Origin of the sequence: Paracoccus sp. PAMC 22219 (assembly GCF_000787695.1) — a bacterium.
Classification (GTDB): domain Bacteria; phylum Pseudomonadota; class Alphaproteobacteria; order Rhodobacterales; family Rhodobacteraceae; genus Paracoccus.
The window spans coordinates 1-20,515 of the sequence record NZ_BBPH01000111.1 but is presented as its reverse complement, the minus strand read 5'-3'; the positions used below and the strand labels follow the sequence as shown (position 1 = coordinate 20,515).

At 67.6% G+C, this 20,515-nt stretch carries 21 protein-coding genes and 1 pseudogene; 8 read left to right on the top strand and 14 right to left on the bottom strand.

Annotation, left to right across the window (positions count from 1 at the left end; translation table 11 throughout):
* Positions 1 to 171: 171 nt before the first annotated feature.
* Together TY51_RS12875 and TY51_RS12870 are read left to right on the top strand one after the other, a co-directional pair.
* Positions 172 to 2,172, top strand: a complete 2,001-nt coding sequence (locus TY51_RS12875; protein WP_042250109.1) for a tripartite tricarboxylate transporter permease — start codon at positions 172 to 174, stop codon at positions 2,170 to 2,172.
* Between the two features lie 60 nt (positions 2,173 to 2,232).
* A complete protein-coding gene (locus tag TY51_RS12870) occupies positions 2,233 to 3,327 on the top strand; it encodes a 4-oxalomesaconate tautomerase (RefSeq protein WP_042250108.1) in 1,095 nt (364 codons plus the stop codon).
* 64 nt (positions 3,328 to 3,391) lie between these two features.
* On the opposite strand, the gene tcuB is transcribed toward TY51_RS12870, so the two are convergent.
* From tcuB to TY51_RS12855, 3 genes are read right to left on the bottom strand one after another with little or no spacing between them, the layout of a single operon-like run.
* Positions 3,392 to 4,480: a tricarballylate utilization 4Fe-4S protein TcuB gene (gene tcuB, locus TY51_RS12865; RefSeq protein ID WP_042250107.1), complete on the bottom strand. Its 1,089-nt coding sequence runs from the start codon at positions 4,478 to 4,480 to the stop codon at positions 3,392 to 3,394.
* Complete coding sequence (tcuA, locus tag TY51_RS12860) at positions 4,470 to 5,864, bottom strand: FAD-dependent tricarballylate dehydrogenase TcuA (protein ID WP_042250106.1); 1,395 nt, start codon at positions 5,862 to 5,864, stop codon at positions 4,470 to 4,472. Before tcuA ends, tcuB begins: the two co-directional genes overlap by 11 nt.
* Complete coding sequence (locus TY51_RS12855) at positions 5,861 to 6,526, bottom strand: GntR family transcriptional regulator (protein ID WP_042250105.1); 666 nt, start codon at positions 6,524 to 6,526, stop codon at positions 5,861 to 5,863. Before TY51_RS12855 ends, tcuA begins: the two co-directional genes overlap by 4 nt.
* 70 nt (positions 6,527 to 6,596) lie before the next feature.
* Here TY51_RS12855 and TY51_RS12850 point away from each other — a divergent pair, with 70 nt between their 5' ends.
* A complete protein-coding gene (locus TY51_RS12850) occupies positions 6,597 to 7,667 on the top strand; it encodes an AbrB family transcriptional regulator (protein WP_042250104.1) in 1,071 nt (356 codons plus the stop codon).
* Here the strand turns inward: TY51_RS12850 and TY51_RS12845 are convergent.
* A complete protein-coding gene (locus tag TY51_RS12845; RefSeq protein WP_052650161.1) occupies positions 7,603 to 8,568 on the bottom strand; it encodes a GntR family transcriptional regulator in 966 nt (321 codons plus the stop codon). The two genes, TY51_RS12850 and TY51_RS12845, sit on opposite strands and share 65 nt — an antisense overlap.
* A gap of 163 nt (positions 8,569 to 8,731) precedes the next feature.
* Between TY51_RS12845 and TY51_RS12840 the strand changes: the two genes are divergently transcribed.
* Both TY51_RS12840 and TY51_RS12835 read left to right on the top strand, forming a co-directional pair.
* On the top strand, positions 8,732 to 9,835 hold the full coding sequence (locus TY51_RS12840; protein WP_042250103.1) for an isocitrate/isopropylmalate dehydrogenase family protein: 1,104 nt from the start codon (positions 8,732 to 8,734) through the stop codon (positions 9,833 to 9,835).
* On the top strand, positions 9,825 to 10,544 hold the full coding sequence (locus TY51_RS12835) for a transporter substrate-binding domain-containing protein (protein WP_042250102.1): 720 nt from the start codon (positions 9,825 to 9,827) through the stop codon (positions 10,542 to 10,544). The genes TY51_RS12840 and TY51_RS12835 overlap by 11 nt, the downstream gene beginning before the upstream one ends.
* A 78-nt stretch (positions 10,545 to 10,622) precedes the next feature.
* On the opposite strand, the gene TY51_RS12830 is transcribed toward TY51_RS12835, so the two are convergent.
* The gene (locus TY51_RS12830) at positions 10,623 to 11,636 is read right to left on the bottom strand and encodes a zinc-binding alcohol dehydrogenase family protein (protein WP_042250101.1); all 1,014 of its coding nucleotides are present in this window, start codon (positions 11,634 to 11,636) and stop codon (positions 10,623 to 10,625) included.
* Between the two features lie 188 nt (positions 11,637 to 11,824).
* Between TY51_RS12830 and TY51_RS12825 the strand changes: the two genes are divergently transcribed.
* Positions 11,825 to 12,244 (top strand): helix-turn-helix domain-containing protein, encoded by a 420-nt coding sequence (locus TY51_RS12825; RefSeq protein ID WP_042250100.1) that lies wholly within the window; start codon positions 11,825 to 11,827, stop codon positions 12,242 to 12,244.
* Positions 12,245 to 12,306: 62 nt separating this feature from the next.
* On the opposite strand, the gene TY51_RS12820 is transcribed toward TY51_RS12825, so the two are convergent.
* The 9 genes and pseudogenes from TY51_RS12820 to TY51_RS12795 form a co-directional block, all read right to left on the bottom strand.
* On the bottom strand, positions 12,307 to 13,551 hold the full coding sequence (locus TY51_RS12820) for an MSMEG_0569 family flavin-dependent oxidoreductase (protein ID WP_042250099.1): 1,245 nt from the start codon (positions 13,549 to 13,551) through the stop codon (positions 12,307 to 12,309).
* Positions 13,552 to 13,660: 109 nt separating this feature from the next.
* A pseudogene (locus tag TY51_RS21115) lies at positions 13,661 to 13,840 on the bottom strand (MSMEG_0570 family nitrogen starvation response protein); the annotation flags it as partial.
* Entirely contained in the window at positions 13,833 to 14,438 is a 606-nt protein-coding gene (locus tag TY51_RS24055) for an AIR synthase-related protein (RefSeq protein ID WP_255351414.1), read from the bottom strand. The pseudogene TY51_RS21115 and the gene TY51_RS24055, both read right to left, overlap by 8 nt.
* The gene (locus tag TY51_RS24050) at positions 14,393 to 14,803 is read right to left on the bottom strand and encodes an AIR synthase related protein (protein WP_255351413.1); all 411 of its coding nucleotides are present in this window, start codon (positions 14,801 to 14,803) and stop codon (positions 14,393 to 14,395) included. The genes TY51_RS24055 and TY51_RS24050 overlap by 46 nt, the downstream gene beginning before the upstream one ends.
* A complete protein-coding gene (locus TY51_RS12810; RefSeq protein ID WP_042250098.1) occupies positions 14,803 to 15,342 on the bottom strand; it encodes an MSMEG_0567/Sll0786 family nitrogen starvation N-acetyltransferase in 540 nt (179 codons plus the stop codon). Before TY51_RS12810 ends, TY51_RS24050 begins: the two co-directional genes overlap by 1 nt.
* Complete coding sequence (locus TY51_RS12805; protein ID WP_042250097.1) at positions 15,339 to 16,454, bottom strand: MSMEG_0568 family radical SAM protein; 1,116 nt, start codon at positions 16,452 to 16,454, stop codon at positions 15,339 to 15,341. The genes TY51_RS12810 and TY51_RS12805 overlap by 4 nt, the downstream gene beginning before the upstream one ends.
* Positions 16,447 to 16,599, bottom strand: a complete 153-nt coding sequence (locus TY51_RS23500) for a hypothetical protein (protein WP_231559046.1) — start codon at positions 16,597 to 16,599, stop codon at positions 16,447 to 16,449. The genes TY51_RS12805 and TY51_RS23500 overlap by 8 nt, the downstream gene beginning before the upstream one ends.
* A gap of 35 nt (positions 16,600 to 16,634) precedes the next feature.
* A complete protein-coding gene (locus TY51_RS12800; RefSeq protein WP_231559045.1) occupies positions 16,635 to 17,411 on the bottom strand; it encodes a nitrilase-related carbon-nitrogen hydrolase in 777 nt (258 codons plus the stop codon).
* A gap of 30 nt (positions 17,412 to 17,441) precedes the next feature.
* On the bottom strand, positions 17,442 to 17,924 hold the full coding sequence (locus TY51_RS12795) for an MSMEG_0572/Sll0783 family nitrogen starvation response protein (RefSeq protein ID WP_042250110.1): 483 nt from the start codon (positions 17,922 to 17,924) through the stop codon (positions 17,442 to 17,444).
* A gap of 233 nt (positions 17,925 to 18,157) precedes the next feature.
* On the opposite strand from TY51_RS12795, the gene TY51_RS12790 reads away from it, so the two are divergent.
* Both TY51_RS12790 and TY51_RS12785 read left to right on the top strand, forming a co-directional pair.
* Complete coding sequence (locus tag TY51_RS12790) at positions 18,158 to 19,528, top strand: PLP-dependent aminotransferase family protein (protein ID WP_156118021.1); 1,371 nt, start codon at positions 18,158 to 18,160, stop codon at positions 19,526 to 19,528.
* 113 nt (positions 19,529 to 19,641) lie between these two features.
* On the top strand, positions 19,642 to 20,515 hold an 874-nt coding region (locus TY51_RS12785), incomplete at its 3' end, for a sigma-54-dependent Fis family transcriptional regulator (protein WP_042250095.1).

The window sequence follows — 20,515 nt, the reverse complement described above, 5'->3', positions numbered from 1 at the left end:
GCCCGCCCCCCGTTCCGACCGTGCCACGATGCCCCTGCGATGCGCAGTCCGGGCCCGGGTGCGGCCGGTCCCCCGCAATCCGGGTGATCGCCCCCGGCGGCATGCCGCCGCGTTCCGTGACGCGCGTGCTGCACGGCGCCATCACCCCCTCAGAAGGTCCAAGGGCTTACCATGGTCACTGACGCAATTCTCTCTGCGCTCGGCACTGTGCTGACGTTCCAACACATCCAGTACCTGATGATCGGCGTCCTGACTGGCCTGGTCGTGGGCGTGCTGCCCGGCCTGGGCGGCATCGTCGGCATGTCGCTGCTGCTGCCTTTCGTCTATGGCATGGAACCGACGCTGGCGCTGGCGATGCTGATCGGCATCCTGCCGGTCCTGTCCACATCGGACACGTTCGCCTCGATCCTGATGGGGATACCGGGGTCGTCGGCCTCTCAGGCGACGATCCTGGACGGCTTTCCGCTGGCCAAGAAGGGCCAGGCGGCCCGTGCGCTCAGCGCGGCGTTCTCGGCCTCGTTCATCGGCGGGCTGTTCGGGGCGCTGGTCCTGACGGTCTGCGTGCTGATCGCGCGCCCGCTGATCCTGTCCTTCGGCGCGGCCGAGCTGTTCATGCTGACCATGTTCGGCCTGTCCATGGTAGGCGCGCTGTCGGGCTCCAGCCTTGCCAAGGGCGTCGCCGCCTGCGCGGCGGGGCTTGCGCTTGGTGCGGTCGGCGCCGCGCCCGCCACCGGCGAATACCGGATGGAGTTCGGGTCGCTGTACCTGATGAACGGCGTTCCGCTGGTCATCGTGGGCCTGGCGCTGTTCGCCATTCCCGAAATCGGCGACCTGCTGCGCCGCAACAGCTCGATCGCGCAGGAAGGTTCGGCCCTGGGCGCCGGGTGGTCCCAGGGGTTGAAGGACACCTGGATGTACCGCTGGCTGACGCTGCGCCTGGCGGCGCTTGGCGCGATGCTGGGGATGATCCCGGGCTTGGGCGGATCGGTCGTCGACTGGATCGCCTATGGTCACGTCGTCCAGACGTCGCGTGACAAAAGCCAGTTCGGCAAGGGTGACATCCGCGGCGTCATCGCGGTGGAATCGACCACCGCGTCCAAGGATGGCGGCGGCCTGGTGCCGACGCTGCTGTTCGGCATTCCCGGTTCCGGATCGATGGCGATCTTTCTGGCCGGCATGATCCTGATCGGCCTGCAGCCGGGACCGTCGATGGTCAGCACCAACCTGGACGTGACCTACACGATCGTCTGGTCGCTGGCGATCGCCAACGTCCTGGGCACGGCGCTGTGCATCCTGCTGGCGCCCGCCATCGCCAAGGTCACGATCGTCCGCTATCCGCTGGTCGCGCCGTTCATGATCCTGGTCATCACCTTCGCGGCCTTCCAGCCCAACCGTTCGCTCTACGATCTGGTGGCGCTGGTGGTGCTGGGCGTCGTGGGCATGATGCTGCGCCGGTTCGGCTGGCCGCGCCCGGCCTTCCTGATCGGGTTCGTGCTGGCCACGCAGGCCGAACGCTATCTGTACCAGGCGCTGCAGTTCTCGGGGTGGAACGCGTTCCAGCGTCCCATCGTGCTGATCATCGGTGCGATCATCCTGCTGTCCGTCGGCTTCAGCATGTACTCGCAGAAGAAAAGCGGCAGCAAGATCGAGGTCGAGGGCAAGTCCGCCGCGACCCTGACCCAGTCCATGTGGCCGCAGGTCGCGTTCACGATGGGCATCATGGCGCTGTTCGTCTTCACCTTCGTCGAGACGATCAACCTGTCGCAGCTGGGCCGCATCTTCCCGGTCAGCATCGCGATCGTGGGCATGGGCGCCGCCGCCATGGTGCTGTGGCCGCAGATCCGCGGCAACCGCGCCAGCGGCGCGGTGTTCGACGCGGAATCCAAGGAGGCATCGGACCAGCTGGGACCGATGACGCCGCTGAAGTACATCGGCTGGCTGGTGGGCTTTGTCGCCACCATCGCGCTGGTCGGCTATTTCCTGGCGGTCGTGCTGTTCTTCCTGGCCTTCCTGCGCATCGTCGCAAGGTCGGGCTGGGTGCAGACCCTGCTGCTGACGCTGATGGGGGCGATCATCCTGCTGATCCTGACATCCGCGCTGAACCTGATCCTGCCCGAAGGGCTGCTGCAGCAGCACTTCTATGACCGGCTGCCCTGGCCGCTGGTGTCCTGACCAAGCTTGGCCCGCACCGAAAGGCGCGGGCCATTCCAATTGAACGAACGGAGGAACAACATGGCGAAACAGCACGGCATTCCCGTCATCATCATGCGCGGCGGCACCTCGAAGGGGCCGTATTTCCGCACCGACGACCTGCCTGCCGAACCGGCCGCCCGCGACCGCGTGCTGCTGGCCGCGATGGGATCGCCCGATGCACGCCAGATCGACGGCATCGGGGGGGCGGACACGCTGACCTCCAAGGTGGCGATGGTGCGGCCGTCCGCGCGCGAGGGGGTGGACGTCGACTATCTGTTCGCACAGGTGTCCGTGACCGAGGCGGTGGTCGACACCGGCCCGTCCTGCGGCAACATCCTGGCGGGCGTCGGTCCCTTTGCGATCGAACGCGGCATGGTCGCCGCGACAGGCAGCGAAACGCGGGTGGTCATCTATAACGAGAACACCGCCAGCCGGATCGAGGCCGTGGTCAGCACCGATGACGGCGCGGTCGATTACGACGGCGACCAGGCCATCGCGGGGGTGCCGGGAACGGCGGCCGCGGTGCGCCTGAACTTCATGGACATCGTCGGCTCCAAGACCAGCGGGCTGCTGCCGTCGGGCCATCTGCAGGAACAGATCGACGGCGTCGCGGTGACGCTGATCGACGTTTCCGTGCCGATGATGATCCTGCGTGCGGCCGATCTGGGCAAGACCGGGTACGAGACCCCCGCCGAACTGGACGCCGACCGTGATTTCTTTGCCCGGCTGGAGACGATGCGGCAGGAGGCGGGGCGCCGCATGGGTCTGGGCGACGTGACGGGAAAGGTGATCCCCAAAGTCGCGATCCTGGCCGCGCCGCAGAACGGCGGCCATGTCGCCGCGCGCTATTTCGTGCCGCACAAGGCGCATGCCGCATTCGCGGTGACCGGCGCGCTGTGCGTGGCGACCGTGTCGGTGCTGGAGGGGTCGGTCTCGGACGGTCTGGCGCAGCGCCCGGCGGGCGAGGACCGCGAGATCCTGATCGAACACCCAAGCGGCATGATCGACGTGGCCCTGCGCACCAGCGGCCAGGCCCATGACCTGCAGGTGGTCAGCGCCGGCGCGATCCGCACCGCCCGCAAGCTGGTCACCGGAGAGGTCTTCGTGCCCGCCGCCACGATGACCGGGGCATAGGATCACCGGAAACGAAAAAAGGCCCCGGCAGCGATGCCGGGGCCTTTTTCATGCGCTGTCCGGATCAGCGGGTCTTTTCCAGCTTTCCCGCCTCGGCCACCAGCGCGGTGAAGCGGAAAAAGCCGTGGATCATCTTGGAAAACGGCATCAGCAGGAACAGCGTCATCACCGTCGCCAGATGGATCGCCAGCAGCGGCCCGACAGCCTCGGTGCCCGTGACGGCATAGAGCGCCAGCCCCGTCGCCGCGACCGCACCCAGAAGGACGATGAACGCCATCTCTCCGCCCCAGACCCGGCGCGCGCCCAATTCGGGATCGGCGCGCAGCTTCAGCGCGGCCAGCCCGATCGCGCCCGCGACCATCGCGATGCCGCCCGGCACGCCCAGCAGCTTGGGCGGCGCCCAGATCGGATAGGGGGCGTACCAGCCAAAGACGTAATGCAGGATCGTCCCCGACGATGTCGCCGCAAAGCAGGCCAGGAACCCCCACATCATCAGCTGGTGCGCGATGCGGCGTTTCTGGCTGAAGCGGTCGCCATCCTCGAAGTTGCAGCCGTCGCCATGGCCGCCGTTCAGGTTCTTCATCCGCCCGGCCATGTCTCCCGCCTTGGCCAGATGGCGCAGCCTGACCCGTCCGCCGCCGACCTCGCGCCAGTAGTCGCGCAGCGACAGGCCGATCAGCGCCAGCGGCGCGACAAAGGCCGGGATGAAGATGGCGATCATCAGGTTGTGCGCCATATAGGCATAGAACCCCTCGCCCCCGGTCGGACGCGCCGCCGCGATCAGCGCAAAGAACAGCGTCAGCGCGACGACCAGCAGCCCGGCCATCGCCACGCCGCGTTCGTGGAACATCCGGGCCACCGCCTGCGGGCGGGCCAGGCGTTCCCAGCTGTCCTGGCGGACCTCGGCCAGGGCCGCGGGGATGTTCAGGTTAAATTCGTGGGGGGCCGTGTACTGACAGGCGTAATGGCAGCCGCGGCAGTTGTGGCACAGGTTCGACAGATGCGTCAGGTCACCGTCGGCAAAGGCCTTGCTGCGCGTCATGGCGGGAAAGACCGAACAGAACCCCTCGCAGTATCGGCAGGCATTGCAGATCTCGATCTGGCGGCGGGCTTCCTCGGTGGCGGTCAGGCTGGGTGCAAGATCAAGCGACATGGGCGGCGGCCTCCTTGCCGGCGATGCGTCCGAAGACGGTTCCGATGGTCATTCCAAAGCCGGCCAGATAGCCCTGACCCAGGATCGAGCCCGCCATGATCTCTCCGGCGGCCCACAGGTTGGTGATCGGCCCGTCGGGCGTGTGGACCTGCGCGCTGTCCGAGACCTTCAGGCCTAGATAGGTGAAGGTCACGCCGGGGCGCAGCTGATAGCCGTAATAGGGCGGCGTATCCAGCGGGCGCGCCCAGTTGGTCTTGGGCGTGGCCAACCCCTCGGTCGCCATCCCGTCCAGTTCGGTCGGGTGGAACGTGCCGGGGCGGCAGGCGGCGTTAAAATCGTCGACGGTGGCCTGCACGACGGCAGGGTCCAACCCCATCTTGGCGGCCAGTTCCGGGATGGTGTCCGCCACGATGGGCGGAAAGACCGACGGCATGAACAGGTCAATCGACTTGGCATCGATCAGCGCATAGCCGACCTGGTCGGGTTGCGCCGCGACCAGGCGTCCCCAGATGGCATAGCGCTTGGGCCAGGTATCCTCTCCCTCGTCATAGAAGCGCTGACCGTCGCGGTTCACCACGATCGAGAAGGGGACGCAGTCCAGGCGCGTAACGATGCCGCCGTCGTATTTCGGCGCGCGCCCGTCGATGGCCACGGCGTGGCATTGCGTCGGATCACCCACGCTGTCGGCGCCTTGATCCAGCATGTCCTTGAGCACGACACCCCGGTTATAGGGCGTTCCGCGGATCAGGAAGTTGCGCGCCGACGGGCCCCAGGCTCGCGCCAGCCAGTCCAGATCCGCCTGGAACCCGCCCGAGGCCAGCACAAAGGCGCGTGCGCGGATGGTGACCGCCGGGGCCTTGGCGATCTCGACGTCCAGATGGGTGATGGCCTGACCTTCGCGGTGGACATGGCGCACCTGCGCCTCATAGACGATGGTGACGCCCAGATCGGTCGCGGTGTTGTAATAGGCGTTCACCAACGCCTTGCCCCCGCCCAAGAAGAACGCGTTGGTGCGCGACAGCGACAGCGTGCCCGACAGGGATGGCTGGAACCGGACCCCGTGTTCCTGCATCCAGGGCAGGCATTCCTCGGACGTGCGGATGGTCATGCGGGCCAGGTGTTCGTCGGTCTTGCCCTTGGTGACCAGCATCAGATCGTTGAAGTATTCGTCCTCTTCATAGGCGTCGATCAGCGGCGACATCGGGCCGCGATGCATGCAGCGGAAATTGCGCGTGTGGCGCGAATTGCCGCCGCGATAGGGCAGGGGCGCGCCCTCCAGGATGATGACCCGCGCACCGGCCTTGGCCGCGGTGATCGCGGCGCACAGTGCGGCATTGCCGCCGCCGACGACGGCGATGTCGTAAAGGTCGCTGTATCGGGTCATTCGTCCTCCATCGGAATTTCACGGCCGCGCATGGCGCGGATGCGGGCGTTCAGGGCGGCTTCGACATGGGCGCGCATCGCGGCTTCGGCGGCGTCGCCGTCATGGACGGCGATGGCGCGGATCACGGCGGCATGTTCGGCGGCTGCGGCCTCGGGGCGGGTCGGGTCGGCCAGCGTGGTGGGGCCCAGGATCAGCAGCGTCTTTTGCAGCGCGCTCATGGTCTTGACCAGAAAGCGGTTGCGCGCGGCGTCCAGCAGGGTGCGGTGGAACTGGCGGTTCAGCTCCTGCGCGGCGGCGCCCGGTTCGCTGGCGGCCAGGGCGTCGTTCAGCTCGGTCAGCTCGACCACCTCGACGCGCTGCGCCATGCGGGCGGCCAGACGCGAGGCCGTGCCCTCCAGCACCGACCGCATCTCGTACAGCTCGATCACCTCGGCATAGTCCAGGTTGCGGATCGTCGCGCCCTGACGGGCCTGGTGGGTCACCAGCCCGTCGGCCTCTAGCTGCCGGATCGCCTCGCGCACCGGGGTGCGCGAGATGCCCAACCGCTCGGCCAGTTCCGTCTCGCGCAGGCGGGCGCCGGGCAGCAGCTGCCCCGACTTGATGTCGGCCAGCAGGCGGCGATAGGCGGATTGCCCCTGGGGGCCGTCGGATTCGTCGGTCATGGGCCTGCAGATCCTTGTTGCATCCTGCTGCATACAGTTGGATACATAAAGCGTCAACAAGGAGAATGCCATGACGCAGCCCCCCCGTTCCCTGCTGTCGTCGCTGGTCCCGCGGGCCGGCACCCTGGCACTGGCATTGGCCGGGGCCGCGACATTCCACCTGCTGGGGCTGCCGCTGCCGTTCCTGTTCGGGCCGATGTCGTTCTGTCTGGTGGCGGCGCTGACGGGCGCGCGGCTGCGCGGGCTGGGCCCCATCTCGGTCGGGGCGCGGACGATCCTGGGCGTTGCCGTCGGCGCGTCGATCACCCCGCAGGTTGTCACCCAGATCCCGCAGATGGCGCTCAGCGTCGCGCTGGTCCCGCTTTACGTGCTGCTGATCGGCCTGATCGGGGTGCCGTTCTTTCGCAGGCTGGGTTTTGATCCGGCCACATCCTATTACGCGGCCATGCCCGGCGGGCTGCAGGACATGGTCATCTTCGGACAGGAGGCCGGGGCCGACGTCCGGGCGCTGTCGCTGATCCATGCCACCCGCGTCGCGGTGCTGGTCACCATCGCGCCGGTGATCCTGGTCTGGCTGTACGACGCGCCGCTGACCGGGGCGATGGGCGCGCCGCTGCGCGATTTCGGTGCGGGACAGCTGATCCTGATGACGATATCGGCCATCGTCGGCTGGAAGGGCGGCGAGTACCTGGGTCTGTTCGGCGCCTCGATCCTGGGACCGATGATCACGACCGCGGCGCTGTCGCTGGCCGGGATCATCACGCAACGCCCCCCGGCCGAGGCGATCATGCTGGCGCAGCTGTTCATCGGCATCGGCATCGGCGTGCAATATGTCGGCGTCACCCTGCGTGAACTGCGGCTGTTCGTGCTGTCGGGCCTGGCCTTCGTGATGGTCCTGGCGGTGCTGGCGGCGGCGTTCACCGAATTCGTGGTCCTGACCGGCCTTGCGCGCCCGCTGGAGGGGTTCCTGGCCTTCGCCCCCGGCGGGCAGGCCGAACTGACGGTGCTGGCCATCGTCGTGGGCGCCGATCTGGGGTTCGTGGTGCTGCACCACCTGACGCGGATCGTCGTGGTCATCACCGGCGCGCCGCTGATGGCGCGGTACATGGGCGTGCCGCGCCCGGCAAAACGCCGTCCCTAGTCCGGCGGCGGCCCGGCCACGTCCTGCGCCGCGATGAAGCCAAGCGCCGACAGGTTGTGGCGCACCATGCGCAGATGCGCCTCCATCTGCAGGGCGGCGCTTGGTGATCGCCGGCCTCGATCAGGTCCAGGAGGGCCAGATGATCGCGCGACTGCCGGTAATAGCGTTCGCGGTCGTCCATCGCGCGATAGGTCAGCAACCGCCGCACCCGGTTCACCCGCATCAACGCCTGCAGCATGAAGGGATTGCCCGCACCCGCCATGAGCGCCTCGTGGAACTGCGCGCCGCGCAGGTACAGCGCGTCGGGCGGCGCGCGGTCGATGGTGCCGTCCAGCAGGTCGTGCTCGACGCGGCGCAGGCGGGCGATGTCGCCTGCATGCAGGTGATAGCCGGGCAGGCGCAGGGCGGCGGGTTCCAGGATCAGCCGCATCTGCGTGGTATGGGCCAGCGCGTCCGGGGCGGTCAGTTCGGTGTTGATGGTCCAGCCGTAACCGGCACGTTTCTCGGCGATCCCCTCGCGGATCAGGCGGCCCATCAGGTCCGACGTCTGCCGCTTGGTCAGGGCGAACCGGTCGCGGATCTGCTGTTCGGTGACCTGCGGGCCGATGGCCTGTTCGGTCAGCAGGACGGCCAGCGTCAGATAGGCCGCATGGACCGGGTCGGGCACCGTCGCGGGCGCCGCGGGGCCGTCATGGCGCACGAAGAAGCCGCGGTTGGGTTCATGGCGGACCTGCCCGGTCCGGGCCAGCGCCTTCAGCGCCTGTTCCACCGGCCAGCGCGACACCGCAAATCGCTGCGCCAGGTCGGCGGTGCGCAGATGCGCGCCCTCGGGCAGCGATTCGGCAGCGATATGGGCCGCGATATCGGCGGCAAGATGCAGGCGGCTGCGGGACGGTGGCATGGAGGACAAGCGCTGTGCTTTCGCTAGGGTCGGTCCGGTCTATCACGGACAAAGCCGGAATTCATTATTGCATTTATAAATTTATAAATGCATGTAGAGGGGCGGTCGGGCCTTGTGTCCAAGACCGCCGCCGCATCACCCTTTTCCGGAATGGAGCCTTCCTATGACCTCATCCACCCCCGTCTCGCTGCTGGTCCTGGACGGTGACGGCATCAGCCCCGAGATCACCGACGCCACGCTGGCCGTGCTGGACGCGGTGCAGGACCGCACCGGGCTGCGGTTCCGGCTGGACCGCGCCGAGGTCGGACTGCGGCCCCTTGCGGCGCAGGGAACGACGTTTCCGGGCGATCTGCTGGACCGCGCGCGGGCGGCCGACGGGGTGATTCTGGGTCCGGTATCGCATAACGACTATCCCCCCGCGGCCGAGGGCGGCATCAACCCGTCGGGCCATCTGCGCAAGCATCTGGACCTGTTCGCCAACATCCGCCCCGCCAGATCGCATCCCGATTTCCCCGCCCGCTGCGGCGTGCCCGTGGACCTGGTGATCGTGCGCGAGAACACCGAGGGCTTTTACGCCGACCGCACCATGTTCGCCGGCACCGGAGAGTTCATGCCGACCGAGGACGTGGCCATCGCCATGCGCAAGGTCACCCGCCAGGGATCGACCCGCATCGCCGAGGCAGGGTTTCGCATCGCCCGACAGCGCAGCGGTCGGTTGACCGTCGTCCACAAGGCCAATGTCCTGCGCATCAGCGACGGACTGTTCCTGTCCTGCACGCGCGCGGTTGCGCTATCCTATCCCGACGTCGTGGTCGAGGAGGTGCTGGTCGACGCGATGGCCGCCCTGCTGGTCCGCGACGCGTCCGCGTTCGACACCATCGTGACGACCAACATGTTCGGCGACATCCTGTCAGACCAGGCGACAGAGATCGCGGGCAGCATCGGCTTGGCCGCATCCCTGAACGCCGGAGAGACGCATGCCATGGCGCAGGCGCAGCATGGATCGGCGCCCTCCATCGCGGGGCAGGACCGGGCCAACCCGGCATCGCTGATCAATTCGACCGCGATGCTGCTGCGCTGGCTGGGCGAACGGCGCGCAGATCCGGGCCTGCAGGCTGCCGCCGACCTGATCGAGGACGCCGTCGCCCGCGTCATCGCCGTGCCCGCGTGGCGCACCGGCGATCTGGGTGGGCCTCTTGGCACCAAGGCCTTTGCCGCGCGCATCGTCGACGCCATCCGCACCCCCGGAGACGCCGATGACCGATGACGACCTGAACGCCGCCCTGGCGCCGACCGGAACGCTGCGCGTGGCGATCAACACCGGGAACGCCATCCTGACGCGTCCGGCGACGGACGGTCAGCCCGCGGGCATCTCGGTCGATCTGGCACGGGCGCTGGCCGCATGGCGCTGGCTGCCGCTGCAGCTGCTGTCGGTGCCGAATGCCGCCGCCTCGGTCGCGCTGGTGTCCGACGGGCATGCCGATCTGGGCTTTTTCGCGGTCGATCCGGCCCGCGCGGCGACGGTGGCCTTTACCGACCCGTGGGTGCTGATCGAGGGGTGGTATCTGGTGCGACAGAATTCGCCCATCACCGCGCTGGATCAGGTCGACCGCCCCGGCATCCGCATCGCCGTCGGACGCGGCAGCGCGTATGATCTGCACCTGTCCCGCAAGATTGCATCGGCAACGTTGGAGCGCGTCACGACCTCTCAGGAGGTCGTCGACTTCGCCCTGCGCGAAGGGTTCGAGGTCGCCGCCGGCATCCGCCAGCAGCTGGAAGCCGATCAGCGGCGCCACCCCGGCCTGCGCCTGCTGCCCGAACGGTTCATGGTGATCCCGCAGGCGTTGGGCATACCCGCAGGCCGCGATGCGTCTGTCGTCGCGGCCCTGAACGCGTTTCTGTCCGACGCAAGGCAAACGGGGATGATCGCCGGTTTAATGACCCGCAACAGTACCCAAGGCGCCGTTCTCCCCTGACACCAGCGGCGGTTTCGCCGGTTCTAAAGCATCATGGCCCGCGACTGGCGGCGGTCCTCACCGCCGCCGTCGGGCCGGTCAGAATCCGGCCAGCACGATCTTGCCCTTTGCCCGGCCGGACTCCAGCAGGGCATGCGCGCGCTTGAGGTTGTCGGCGTTGATGGGGCCAAAGTTGTCGTTGAGCGTGGTTCTGATCCGGCCTTCGTCGATCAGACCGCTGATCCGGTTCAACAGGTCGTGCTGCATCGCGATATCGGCGGTCGCGAAAAGCGACCGGGTGAACATGAACTCCCAGTGCAGCGAGATCGACTTGCGTTTCAGCGGCAGGGCGCTGAGGTCCTTGGGGTCGTCGATCAGGCCGAAACGGCCCTGCGGGGCGATCAGTTCGACGATATCGGCGTAATGATCGTCCGTGTTGGTCGTGGAAAACACAAGGGCGGGCTGGCCGATGCCCAGGGCCGCGACCTGCGGGGCAAGGGGTTCGCGGTGATCGATGACGTGATGGGCGCCAAGCGACGTCACCCAGTCCCGCGTCTCGGGGCGCGAGGCGGTCGCGATCACGGTCAGGTCGGTCAGGGCCCGCGCGATCTGGATCGCGATCGAACCCACGCCGCCCGCGCCGCCAATGACCAGGATGGCATTCGCGGCACCGGGCACCGGGTCCGTCACGCGCAGCCGGTCAAACAGCATCTCCCACGCCGTGATCGAGGTCAGCGGCAGCGCGGCGGCGGCGGCAAAGTCCAAGCTTTGCGGCTTTCTGCCGACGATCCGCTCATCGACCAGATGGAACTGGGCATTGGTCCCGGACCGGTCGATGGCACCGGCATAAAAGACCGCGTCGCCCGGCCGGTACAGCGTGGCGTCGGGGCCGACCTCGGCGACGATCCCGGCCGCATCCCATCCCAGAACCTTCCACTGCCCGGTCTCCGGCGCGGCAGAGCGGCGGACCTTCGTGTCGACGGGATTGACCGATACGGCCCTGACCTCGACCAGGATGTCGCGGCCGGTCGGGGTCGGGCGGGGCAAGTCGATGTCCACGAGGCTGCTTGCCTGATCGATGGCTTGCGGGATCTGATAGCCGATGGCTTTCATGGCGGGGTCCTTGATGACGGGACGGGGAGGCTTAGGCGTTCTGCCTAAGCGGCCGTCATGGGTTTCCGATGCTGTCCTGCGGCATGGGCGTTGCCGGCTTGTGTCCGGATCGGCACAAGAATAGTCAGGATGCAGAACGTGACAATACGCACAAAGATTGCACATAGTATCAAAAAGGATACTGTCAGATGGCCAAACCCCGTCATTCGCGTTTCGATTGCACCCCCGGCTGTGCCGTGGAGGCGGCCATCGGCCTGATCGACGGCAAGTGGAAATCGATCATCCTGTGGCACCTGATGTCCGGGACGCTGCGGTTCAACGAAATCCGTCGCCATGTCGACAAATGCACGCCGCGCATGCTGACGAACCAGCTGCGAGAGATGGAGGCGGACGGGCTGATCACCCGCAAGGTCTATGCCCAGGTCCCGCCCAAGGTCGAATATTCGCTGTCCGTCCTGGGCCGGACGATGGAGCCGATCCTGGTCGCGCTCAAGGACTGGGGCGATGCGAATATCGGTCTGTATGGCAAGCCCGAGGGGACCGAATCCGCGCGCAAGGCCGAACTCTCGACCGCGACACGGTCAGCCCCCGTTCCTATGTCGCACTAAGCCACCTGGCGGATCGCCGGACAAAACGCGTCAGCCGTTCTTCGGAAGGCTGTGAAACGGTCTCATGCCGCGCGGACCTGTCTGTCGCGGGCGACGATCTGGGTCGCCAGATGGCGGCTGTCCTCGTCGATGCCCAGAAAGCGGCCTGATCCCCAGGTGTTCAGCCATCCCAGCCCGATGAAATAGGCACCCGGCACGCGCGTCACCCCGCGCCGATATTCGGGACGTCCCTGGGCGTCGAAACAGTCCAGTTCCAGCCAGCCGTAATCGGGTCTGAACCCGATCGCCCACAGGATCGAGGTGATGCCCTGTTCGGCCAGGTCGATCCCGGTCACCTCCTGCTCCGGGCGCCAGACCTTGACGAAGGGCGGCTCCACGGGGGCGTCGATGCCCTGCGCGGCGATCCAAGCGTCGATCTGGGTGCGGATGCCCAGATAGCTGCGATCGGCATCGTCCAGGTTCTTTTCCAGATCCGGCAGGAATTGGACCTGCGTGCCCGCAGCCCCCGCCATCGACCCGTAAAGCCGCACCCCCTCCAGCGCGAACCGGCGCAGGTCGATCTCCTTGCCGCCGTCGCGGCCCGACATGTAGTGGTTGGTCTGCGACAATGCCTTGGCCGGGTCGGGATGCCGGTCGATGGTGATCTTGTAATGGCCCGCGTCATGCAGCCAGTCTGTCGCGTCGCGTCCGCGATATTTGCGGGGGCTGCGCGGCGCGGGGCCCACGGCCAGATGCACGGGGCGCCCGTCGCGGTGCAGATCCTCCATCAGCTGGACGCCCGACTGTCCGGTGCCCACGATCAGCGTGCCGCCCTGGGGCAGTTGTGACGGCCGGCGGTAATCGCGCGAATGCATCTGGGTGATGGCCGGATCGATCCGCTCGGCATAGGGCGGCACGATCGGGCGGTCATAGCCCCCCGTCGCCACCACCACCTGATCGGCGATGAACGCGCCCAGGCTGGTCGTCAGGTGATAGACGCCGCCCTGCTGCCAAACCCGCGTGACATCGACCCCCTCGCGTAGCGGCGGATCGAAGCTGTCGGCGAAACCGTCGACATAATCGACGATCTGATCCTTGAGCATGAAACCGTCGGGATCGGGGCCACGGTAGGGCCAGCCCGGCAGGCGGCATTGCCAGTTCGGCGTGACCAGGCAGAAGCTGTCCCACCGGTTGTTGCGCCAGCTCTCGAACCGGCGGTGGCGTTCCAGGACCAGATGCTCGATCCCTTCGGCGCACAGGTACCAGCTGACTGACAGGCCGGCCTGTCCGGCGCCGATGATGATGACGGGAAGATGCGGAATGGTCATGGCAGGCCCTTTCGGGAAAGGTGCAGGCAGGTGACGTGCCGTCCGGGGGTTGGGTGGCGGCGCGCGCCTCGATCCGGGCCAGCTGGTCCATCGCGGCAGAGCAGGCATAGCCGAAGCGTGCAGCGACCCGGTCGGAGGCCGCGTTCAGGCCGGTTCGGGCGCGGTTCAGGAATTCGGGCATCGGATAGGCGGTGCCTGCGGCCAGATGATCACGTATCGCGGTCGAGGGGGAGTAACAGCTGTCCTCGCTCCCGTCGGGCCAGCGGATGGTGAAGCGGACTTCAGGCATGGGCACGCTCCTTGCTCAGGCCAAGATAGGGGCGGTCGCGATAATCCCAGAACGTTGCGGTTCCGGCGGCATCGGTCAGATCGACGCGTGGCGTGTCGGTGGCGGTGCCGATCACGGCGGCGCTGATGTCGCGGGCGCCAAAGCGGGCGCAGACCTGGGCGGCGTGGTCCGGGCGCACGGACAGCAGGAAGCCGAAACTGGGAAAGCTGCGCAGCCAGCGTTCAAGATCGGCGCCGGGCGGCAGGGGGATGGCATCCATGTCGATGCGGAACCCGCAGCCGGAACACTCGGCCAGCATCAGCGCGGTGCCGACGATGCCGCCTTGGCTGATGTCCTTGCCCGCATCGACCAGCCCGGCCATGGCCAGCGCAGGCAACAGGGCCAGATCCCCCTGCAGGCGCGGGTGGGGCGCGTCCAGCGCGGCGCACCAGTTGTCAAAGCGGGGGCGATAGCCGCCGCGATGGTCGATGGCCGCGATCAGCGCATCGCCCGGCCGCGCGCCAAAGCCCGAAATCAGCCGCTCCGCCTGTCCGGTGACGGTCACCGCCAGGTTCAGCGCCGGGGCGGCCAGGTTGGTGTGACCCCCGACGATGGGCACGCCATAGGCCTGTGCGGCGTCGCGCAGGCCCGCCAGCAACGGCGCGGCGCTGGCCGCATCCGCCCCCAGACCGCATTCAGCAGCGCGGTGGCCCGGCCCCCCATCGCGGCGATGTCCGACAGGTTCACCATCACCCCGCACCATCCGGCGAACCACGGATCGTCGGCGACGAATTGCGGCATGAACCCCTCTCCGGCCAGCAGGTCCCAGCCTCCATCCGGGCGGGGCAGGGCGGCCGCGTCGTCGCCGGGTGTGCCGGGCGATGCGGCGTCCAGCCCCAGGCCCCGTGTGGCATCGGCGATCTGCAGCTTGCCCCGGATCGACGGGTGGGCGGCCAGACGGGCCGCGATGTCAGCCACGCCCATCACGGCCGCCGTGCGCGGGCGGTAACCCCTGCCTCCGGATCGCGGATGGCGGGATAATGCGGCAGCGATGCCGTCATATGCGCATGGGGCGCGCCGTGCAGCGTGACCTCCTCCAGTGCGGTCCAGTGCAGCTTTTCGAACAGGGCCACGTTCTGGATCTGCACATGGGCGTGAAATTCGGTGCAGCCCTGTCCGTTGGCGGTGCTGACGGCCAGCCGGATCAGTTCGGCCCCGAGGCGGCCGACGCGCCGGTGATCGGAGGCCACGGCCAGCCGCGTGCCCCACCAGATGCCCGGCGCGGCCTGATGAATGCGCACGCATCCCACGACCTCGGCGGGTTCGCCTGCCAGCGTGGACAGGGCCACCAGAGGCGTGGCGATCTGGTCCACCGCGTCGCGGTCATGTCCGGTGAACAGGCGCTGTTCGGTGACGAAGACCTGCTGACGCAGGCGGGCGGCGCCCCGCATCTCCCAGATCTCGCGGGCCTCGCGGATCAGGAATTCGGGGCTGATGAAGCCGTCGGGGGCCAGGCTGCTCATGCGGTGCCCCGCTTTTCATAGGTGGACAACGCCGAACAGGCCCCGCATTTGCCGCAGCCTGCCTTGATGTCGGTGGCGTGCAGGCCGCCGCGGATCACCATCCCTGCCAAGGGCTTCAAGACGGATGCCATGAAATCTGACGATGGCGCCGGATGCCCCTCCAGCGGGGTCCCCGAAATCGGGACGAAGGGCACGACGAAGGGATAGACGCCCATGTCGACCAGCCGCTGCGACATCTGCAGGATCGCGTCCGCCGTGTCGCCCAGACCGGCCAGGATATAGGTCGAGACCTGACCGCGGCCAAAGACCTGCACCGCCGCCTCGAAGCTGCTGAAGTATTTCTCCAGGGGGACCGAGGCCTTGCCGGGCATGATGCGCTGGCGCACCTCGGGGGTCACGGCCTCCAGGTGCATGCCAAGCGCGTCGACGCCCGCGTCGCGCATGCGCTGATGCCAGATGTCGTCTTCGGGCGGCTCGCACTGGGCCTGGATCGGCAGGTCCACCGCCGCCTTGATGGCGCGGGCGCTGTCGGCCAGGATCGCGGCGCCCCGGTCCGTGCCGGCGGGTGTGCCGGTGGTCATGACCATGTGCTTGACCCCGTCCAGCTCGACCGCCGCACGGGCGACCTCGGCCAGTTGCGCGGGCGTCTTGCGGGCGATGGTGCGGCCCGCGGCCAGGCTTTGGCCGATGGCGCAGAACTGGCAGGTCTTCTTGCGGGATTCGTAGCGGATGCAGGTCTGCAGCACGGTGGTGGCCAGCACGTCGCGCGAATGCAGCACCGCGATCTGGTTGTAGGGGACGCCGTCGGCGGTCTTGAGGTCATAGAACCGCGGGCGGTTCGGAAAGCGGACACGCGCCAGTTCGACCCCGTCGCGGGTGATGCGCGACCGGCCCGCGTCGTCGGGCGCCTCGACCAGATAGGGGCTGTCGAAACTGGGCACGGTGTGGACCGGGATCATCACCGTCTGGTCGCCGAAGCTGACGGCCTTGTGGTCGGACGGCCCGGCCCCGCCGCGACGGCTTTCGTGGCCCGCGCGCGGATCGACCAGCCGCATGCCGCGCGTCTGCAGGTCGTTGATCAGGCCGGGTTCGGCATCGGTCAGGTCACGCATCGTGCACCTCGTCTGGCTGGGGGTCTGCGGCGATGGTTTCGCGCGCAGCGCTTGGGCGGTCGTCATGGATCAGGCGCAGCAGTTCAGGGCGCGCGTAATGGCCCACGCTGTCCATCATCCGCTTGCGTTTCGTGATCAGCCGCATGTCCAGATCACCGATCAGGATGCCTTCGCCTGCGGTCAGGGGCGGGACGACATGGCGGCCTCGGGGGTGATGATGCAGGTCATGCAGCCGTCGCGCAGACCGCGCTGCAGGCTTGGGTCGGGGTGAATGGAGGCGATCTGATCCTCGGTCAGCCAGCCGGTGGCGTTGACCACGAAACAGCCTGATTCCAGCGCGTGGTGGCGCATGGTCACCTCGATCTGTTCGCCGAAGATCGGGCCGACCAGGCTGCCGGGAAAATGGCTGGCGTGGATCTCCTCGTGCTGGGCCATCAGCGCGTATCGGGCCAGCGGGTTGTAATGTTCCCAGCAGGCCAGCGCCCCCATCCGACCCACGGCGGTGTCCACGACGTTCAGGCCCGCGCCGTCGCCCTGACCCCAGATCATCCGTTCATGATAGGTGGGCGTGATCTTGCGCCGCCTCAAGGCCAGGCTACCATCGGCGTCAAAGATCAGTTGGGTGTTGTACAGCGACCCGTGGTCGCGCTCGGTGACGCCCAGCACGATCACCACGCCACGCTTGCGCGCCGCATCGGCCACGGCGCGGGTTTCCGGAGACGGAATGGCGACGGCCTCCTCGTAGAGGCGCAGATGTTCGGCGCCCTGCTGCATGGGGGGCAGCACGAAGCTGAAATAGGGATAGTAGGGCACGAACGTCTCGGGAAAGACGATCAGCTCGGCCCCCTTGTCGCAGGCCTCCGATATCGCGTTCAGCACGCGTTCGACGGTGCCTGCGCGCGACGTCAGATCGGGGGCGATCTGGACGGCAGCGGCGCGCACGGTAAGTTTGTTCATCGGACGACCTTTCGACAAGGGGGCAGGGGTTCAGACCGTCCAGGTATCCAGGATGACGGCGTTCGCCTTCTTGTGCAGCAGGATGCAGTCCAGCACGTCCTGCGGCTGGATCGGGATGATGCCGGGGATCAGCGACGGCTCTCCGTGGCCGTACAGCGCCTGCAGGGCAAAGCGGCAGGCATAGACCTTGCCGCCTTCGGACATGAAGCGTTCCAGGTTCTTGTTGAAGTTCAGGTGGCCCGGAAACGCCTCGTCGCCCAGGGTCGGAAAGCCGCGCTGCAGTCCAAGCGTCACGCCGGGACCGTAGAGCAGGATCGAGGTCTCGTATCCCTTTCGCTGCATACGGATGGCGTTGAGGATGTTGACCAGGCCGATCGACCCCTCGAACGCAACGGTGTGAAAGGTGATCAGGGCCTGTTCGCCCGCATCCGCCTTGACGTCCTCGAACACCTTGGATTCGTAATCGACGAAATAGTCGCCGTTCTTATGCGGGGCCTGGGTGACAGCGGGCATGATCATCTCCTGTTGCGGGGTGTTGGTTCAATGGGGCCTGCACGGATCGATCCGATCAATGAACAGTGCAATATGCATTCAATTAACTAATGCTCCCGTCCCGACTACTGCTGGATTCATCGGCGAACAGCATGAATATCGGGCAGCGCAGCAACGAATCGTCGGGGATTGACCGGGCAATACACAACAAGATACATACAATTCATCCGCCCCGATCCCGCATGGAGCCGCCCGTGACCGCCTGGAGCCCCGACCTGCTTGCCGATGGCCCGCCGCGCTATCTGCAGATCGCCGATCAGATCGAGGCGGGCATCCGCAGCGGCATCCTCAAGCCCGGCGACAAGCTGCCGCCGCAGCGCCGGCTGGCCGCGCGGTTGGGCATCGACTTCACCACCGTCAGCCGCGCCTATGCCGAGGCTGCGTCCCGGCGCCTGACCGACAGCCATGTCGGGCGCGGCACCTTCGTGCGCAAATCCGTCCGCGCGACCGAGACCGCCGATCCCCGCCGCATGGGCGACGAGGATCTGTCGATGAACATGCCGCCCGAGGTGACCGACCCCGAACTGCTGGCCTTCATGCGCGAGGGGCTGGACGTGGTGTCGGCCAACCTGGTGTCGCTGCTGCGCTATCAGGCGACGCTTGGCGGTGATCAGGACCGGATGGCGGCGTCAAGCTGGCTGTCGAAACGCGGCATGGTCGCCAATCTGGACCGCATCGCGGTGACGCCCGGCGCGCATGCGACGATGACGGCCATCCTGTCGATCATCGCGCAGGCGGGCGACACGGTCCTGTGCGAACGCATCACCTATCCCGGGCTGCGGGCCATCGCCGCGCGCCTGAACCTGCGGCTGGTCGGGCTGGAGATGGACGGCGACGGCGTCACCCCCGACGCGCTGGAGGAGGCGATCGCCCGCCACGGCCCCAAGGCGCTGTACCTGAACCCGACGCTGCACAACCCGACCACGCTGACCATTCCCGACCATCGCCGCATTCAACTGGCCGAGATCATCACCCGCCACCGCCTGCCCCTGATCGAGGACGATGCCTATGGCTTCATCCCGCAATCCGCGCCGCCGCCCTTTGCGGTGCTGGCCCCCGCGCAGACATGGCATATCGGGGGGCTTGCGAAATGCATCGGGGCGGGGCTGCGGCTGGCCTATGTCGTGGCGCCCGATGCGCGGGCCGCATTCGCGCTGGCGCAGGCGCTGCGCGCGATCTCGGTCATGCCGTCGCCTTTGACCACCGCCCTGATGACACGCTGGATCGAGGACGGGACCGCCGACCGCATCCGCTATTTCGTGCGTGCCGAGATCGCCGCGCGTCAGCAGATCGCGGCCAGCGTGCTGCACGGGCTGTCGTTCCGGACCGAGCGCAACGCCTTCAACATCTGGTTGAAGCTGCCCGAGGGCGCGGGGCGCGCCGAACTGATGGGCCGCATGGCCGGCCGCCATATCGGCATCATGCCGTCGGATGCGTTCACGGTGGGCGGCGATCCGGACGAACATCTGCGCATCTGCCTGGGCGGCGCGATCGGGCGCGACGAATTGCGCACCGGCCTCAGCTTTCTGCACAACACGCTGTCGGGCGGGGGCTGGATGGGCTAGCGGGCGCGGCCCGCGGGTCCCCGCCACGAAACGGCACCCTGTCCAACGTCCTATGGACAGCACGGTCCGGCTGTGCGTTCATCAAAGGGGCTGCCGAAAGGCGGGGGAGAGCCATGCGTGACACCGATCATGTTGATGAGATCGACCGTGTGCTGCAGGGGCATGCGACCGGGCGCGACAGCGTCGTGCAGGCCAGCTGGCGGCGGTGCATCGAACGCTATGGGCTGGACCCGGCCAAACCCTCGCCCGCCCATATCGTCACCGAGACCGAACTGCGCAGCCACCGCGAACAGTCCGAGCGTCTGATCGCCATCGCCCGGTCGGGCCTGGGATCGTTGTTCCGGCAGGTCGCGGGGCAGAACTATGTCCTGCTGCTGGCCGACGCCAAGGGGGTCACGGTCGATTTCTTTGGCGACACCCGGTTCGAGGACGACCTACGCGCGGCGGGCCTGTATCTGGGATCCGACTGGTCGGAATCGCTGGCAGGGACCTGCGGCGTTGGGGCCTGCATCTATACCGGTCAGGCCGTGACGATCCATCAAAGCGACCATTTCGACCTGCATCACACGCCGCTGTCCTGCACCGCGGCGCCGATCTTTGACACGTCGGGGCAGCTGGCGGCGGTGCTGGACCTGTCGCTGCTCCGATCGCCACAGCCCAAGGCCAGCCAGAACCTGGCGATGAACCTGGTGCGCACCTCGGCCCGGCGGGTCGAGATGGCGAACCTGATGGCGATGACGCGCAGCGATTGGGTGCTGCGCCTGTCCTCCAGCCCCGAATTCCTGGAGGTCGACCCGGAGGCCGCCATCGCCCTGGACGGGGCCGGGCGGATCATCGGCATGACCCATGCGGCCCAAGCCGCGCTGTCGCCGGACATGCCGTTGCTGGGCCGTAGGCTGGACCAGGTGACCGAGCTGTCGGTGGATGACCTTCCCGACCTGATGCGCGGCCGCCCGACCGAGGATCGGGTGATCCGCCTGCGCGACG

Bases quoted from the DNA above. Each gene is read 5' to 3' on its own strand.
- TY51_RS23500 (WP_231559046.1), bottom strand. From the start codon at position 16,599: ATGCGGCTGATCACGAAACGCAAGCGGATGATGGACAGCGTGGGCCAT.
- TY51_RS12825 (WP_042250100.1), top strand. From the start codon at position 11,825: ATGGCCAAACCCCGTCATTCGCGTTTCGATTGCACCCCCGGCTGTGCC.
- TY51_RS24050 (WP_255351413.1), bottom strand. From the start codon at position 14,803: ATGGGCGTGGCTGACATCGCGGCCCGTCTGGCCGCCCACCCGTCGATC.
- TY51_RS12835 (WP_042250102.1), top strand. From the start codon at position 9,825: ATGACCGATGACGACCTGAACGCCGCCCTGGCGCCGACCGGAACGCTG.
- TY51_RS12855 (WP_042250105.1), bottom strand. From the start codon at position 6,526: ATGACCGACGAATCCGACGGCCCCCAGGGGCAATCCGCCTATCGCCGC.
- tcuB (WP_042250107.1), bottom strand. From the start codon at position 4,480: ATGTCGCTTGATCTTGCACCCAGCCTGACCGCCACCGAGGAAGCCCGC.
- TY51_RS12830 (WP_042250101.1), bottom strand. From the start codon at position 11,636: ATGAAAGCCATCGGCTATCAGATCCCGCAAGCCATCGATCAGGCAAGC.
- TY51_RS12840 (WP_042250103.1), top strand. From the start codon at position 8,732: ATGACCTCATCCACCCCCGTCTCGCTGCTGGTCCTGGACGGTGACGGC.
- TY51_RS12800 (WP_231559045.1), bottom strand. From the start codon at position 17,411: ATGAACAAACTTACCGTGCGCGCCGCTGCCGTCCAGATCGCCCCCGAT.
- TY51_RS12850 (WP_042250104.1), top strand. From the start codon at position 6,597: ATGACGCAGCCCCCCCGTTCCCTGCTGTCGTCGCTGGTCCCGCGGGCC.
- TY51_RS12795 (WP_042250110.1), bottom strand. From the start codon at position 17,924: ATGCCCGCTGTCACCCAGGCCCCGCATAAGAACGGCGACTATTTCGTC.
- TY51_RS12875 (WP_042250109.1), top strand. From the start codon at position 172: ATGGTCACTGACGCAATTCTCTCTGCGCTCGGCACTGTGCTGACGTTC.
- tcuA (WP_042250106.1), bottom strand. From the start codon at position 5,864: ATGACCCGATACAGCGACCTTTACGACATCGCCGTCGTCGGCGGCGGC.
- TY51_RS12810 (WP_042250098.1), bottom strand. From the start codon at position 15,342: ATGAGCAGCCTGGCCCCCGACGGCTTCATCAGCCCCGAATTCCTGATC.
- TY51_RS12870 (WP_042250108.1), top strand. From the start codon at position 2,233: ATGGCGAAACAGCACGGCATTCCCGTCATCATCATGCGCGGCGGCACC.
- TY51_RS12805 (WP_042250097.1), bottom strand. From the start codon at position 16,454: ATGCGTGACCTGACCGATGCCGAACCCGGCCTGATCAACGACCTGCAG.
- TY51_RS12845 (WP_052650161.1), bottom strand. From the start codon at position 8,568: ATGCCACCGTCCCGCAGCCGCCTGCATCTTGCCGCCGATATCGCGGCC.
- TY51_RS12820 (WP_042250099.1), bottom strand. From the start codon at position 13,551: ATGACCATTCCGCATCTTCCCGTCATCATCATCGGCGCCGGACAGGCC.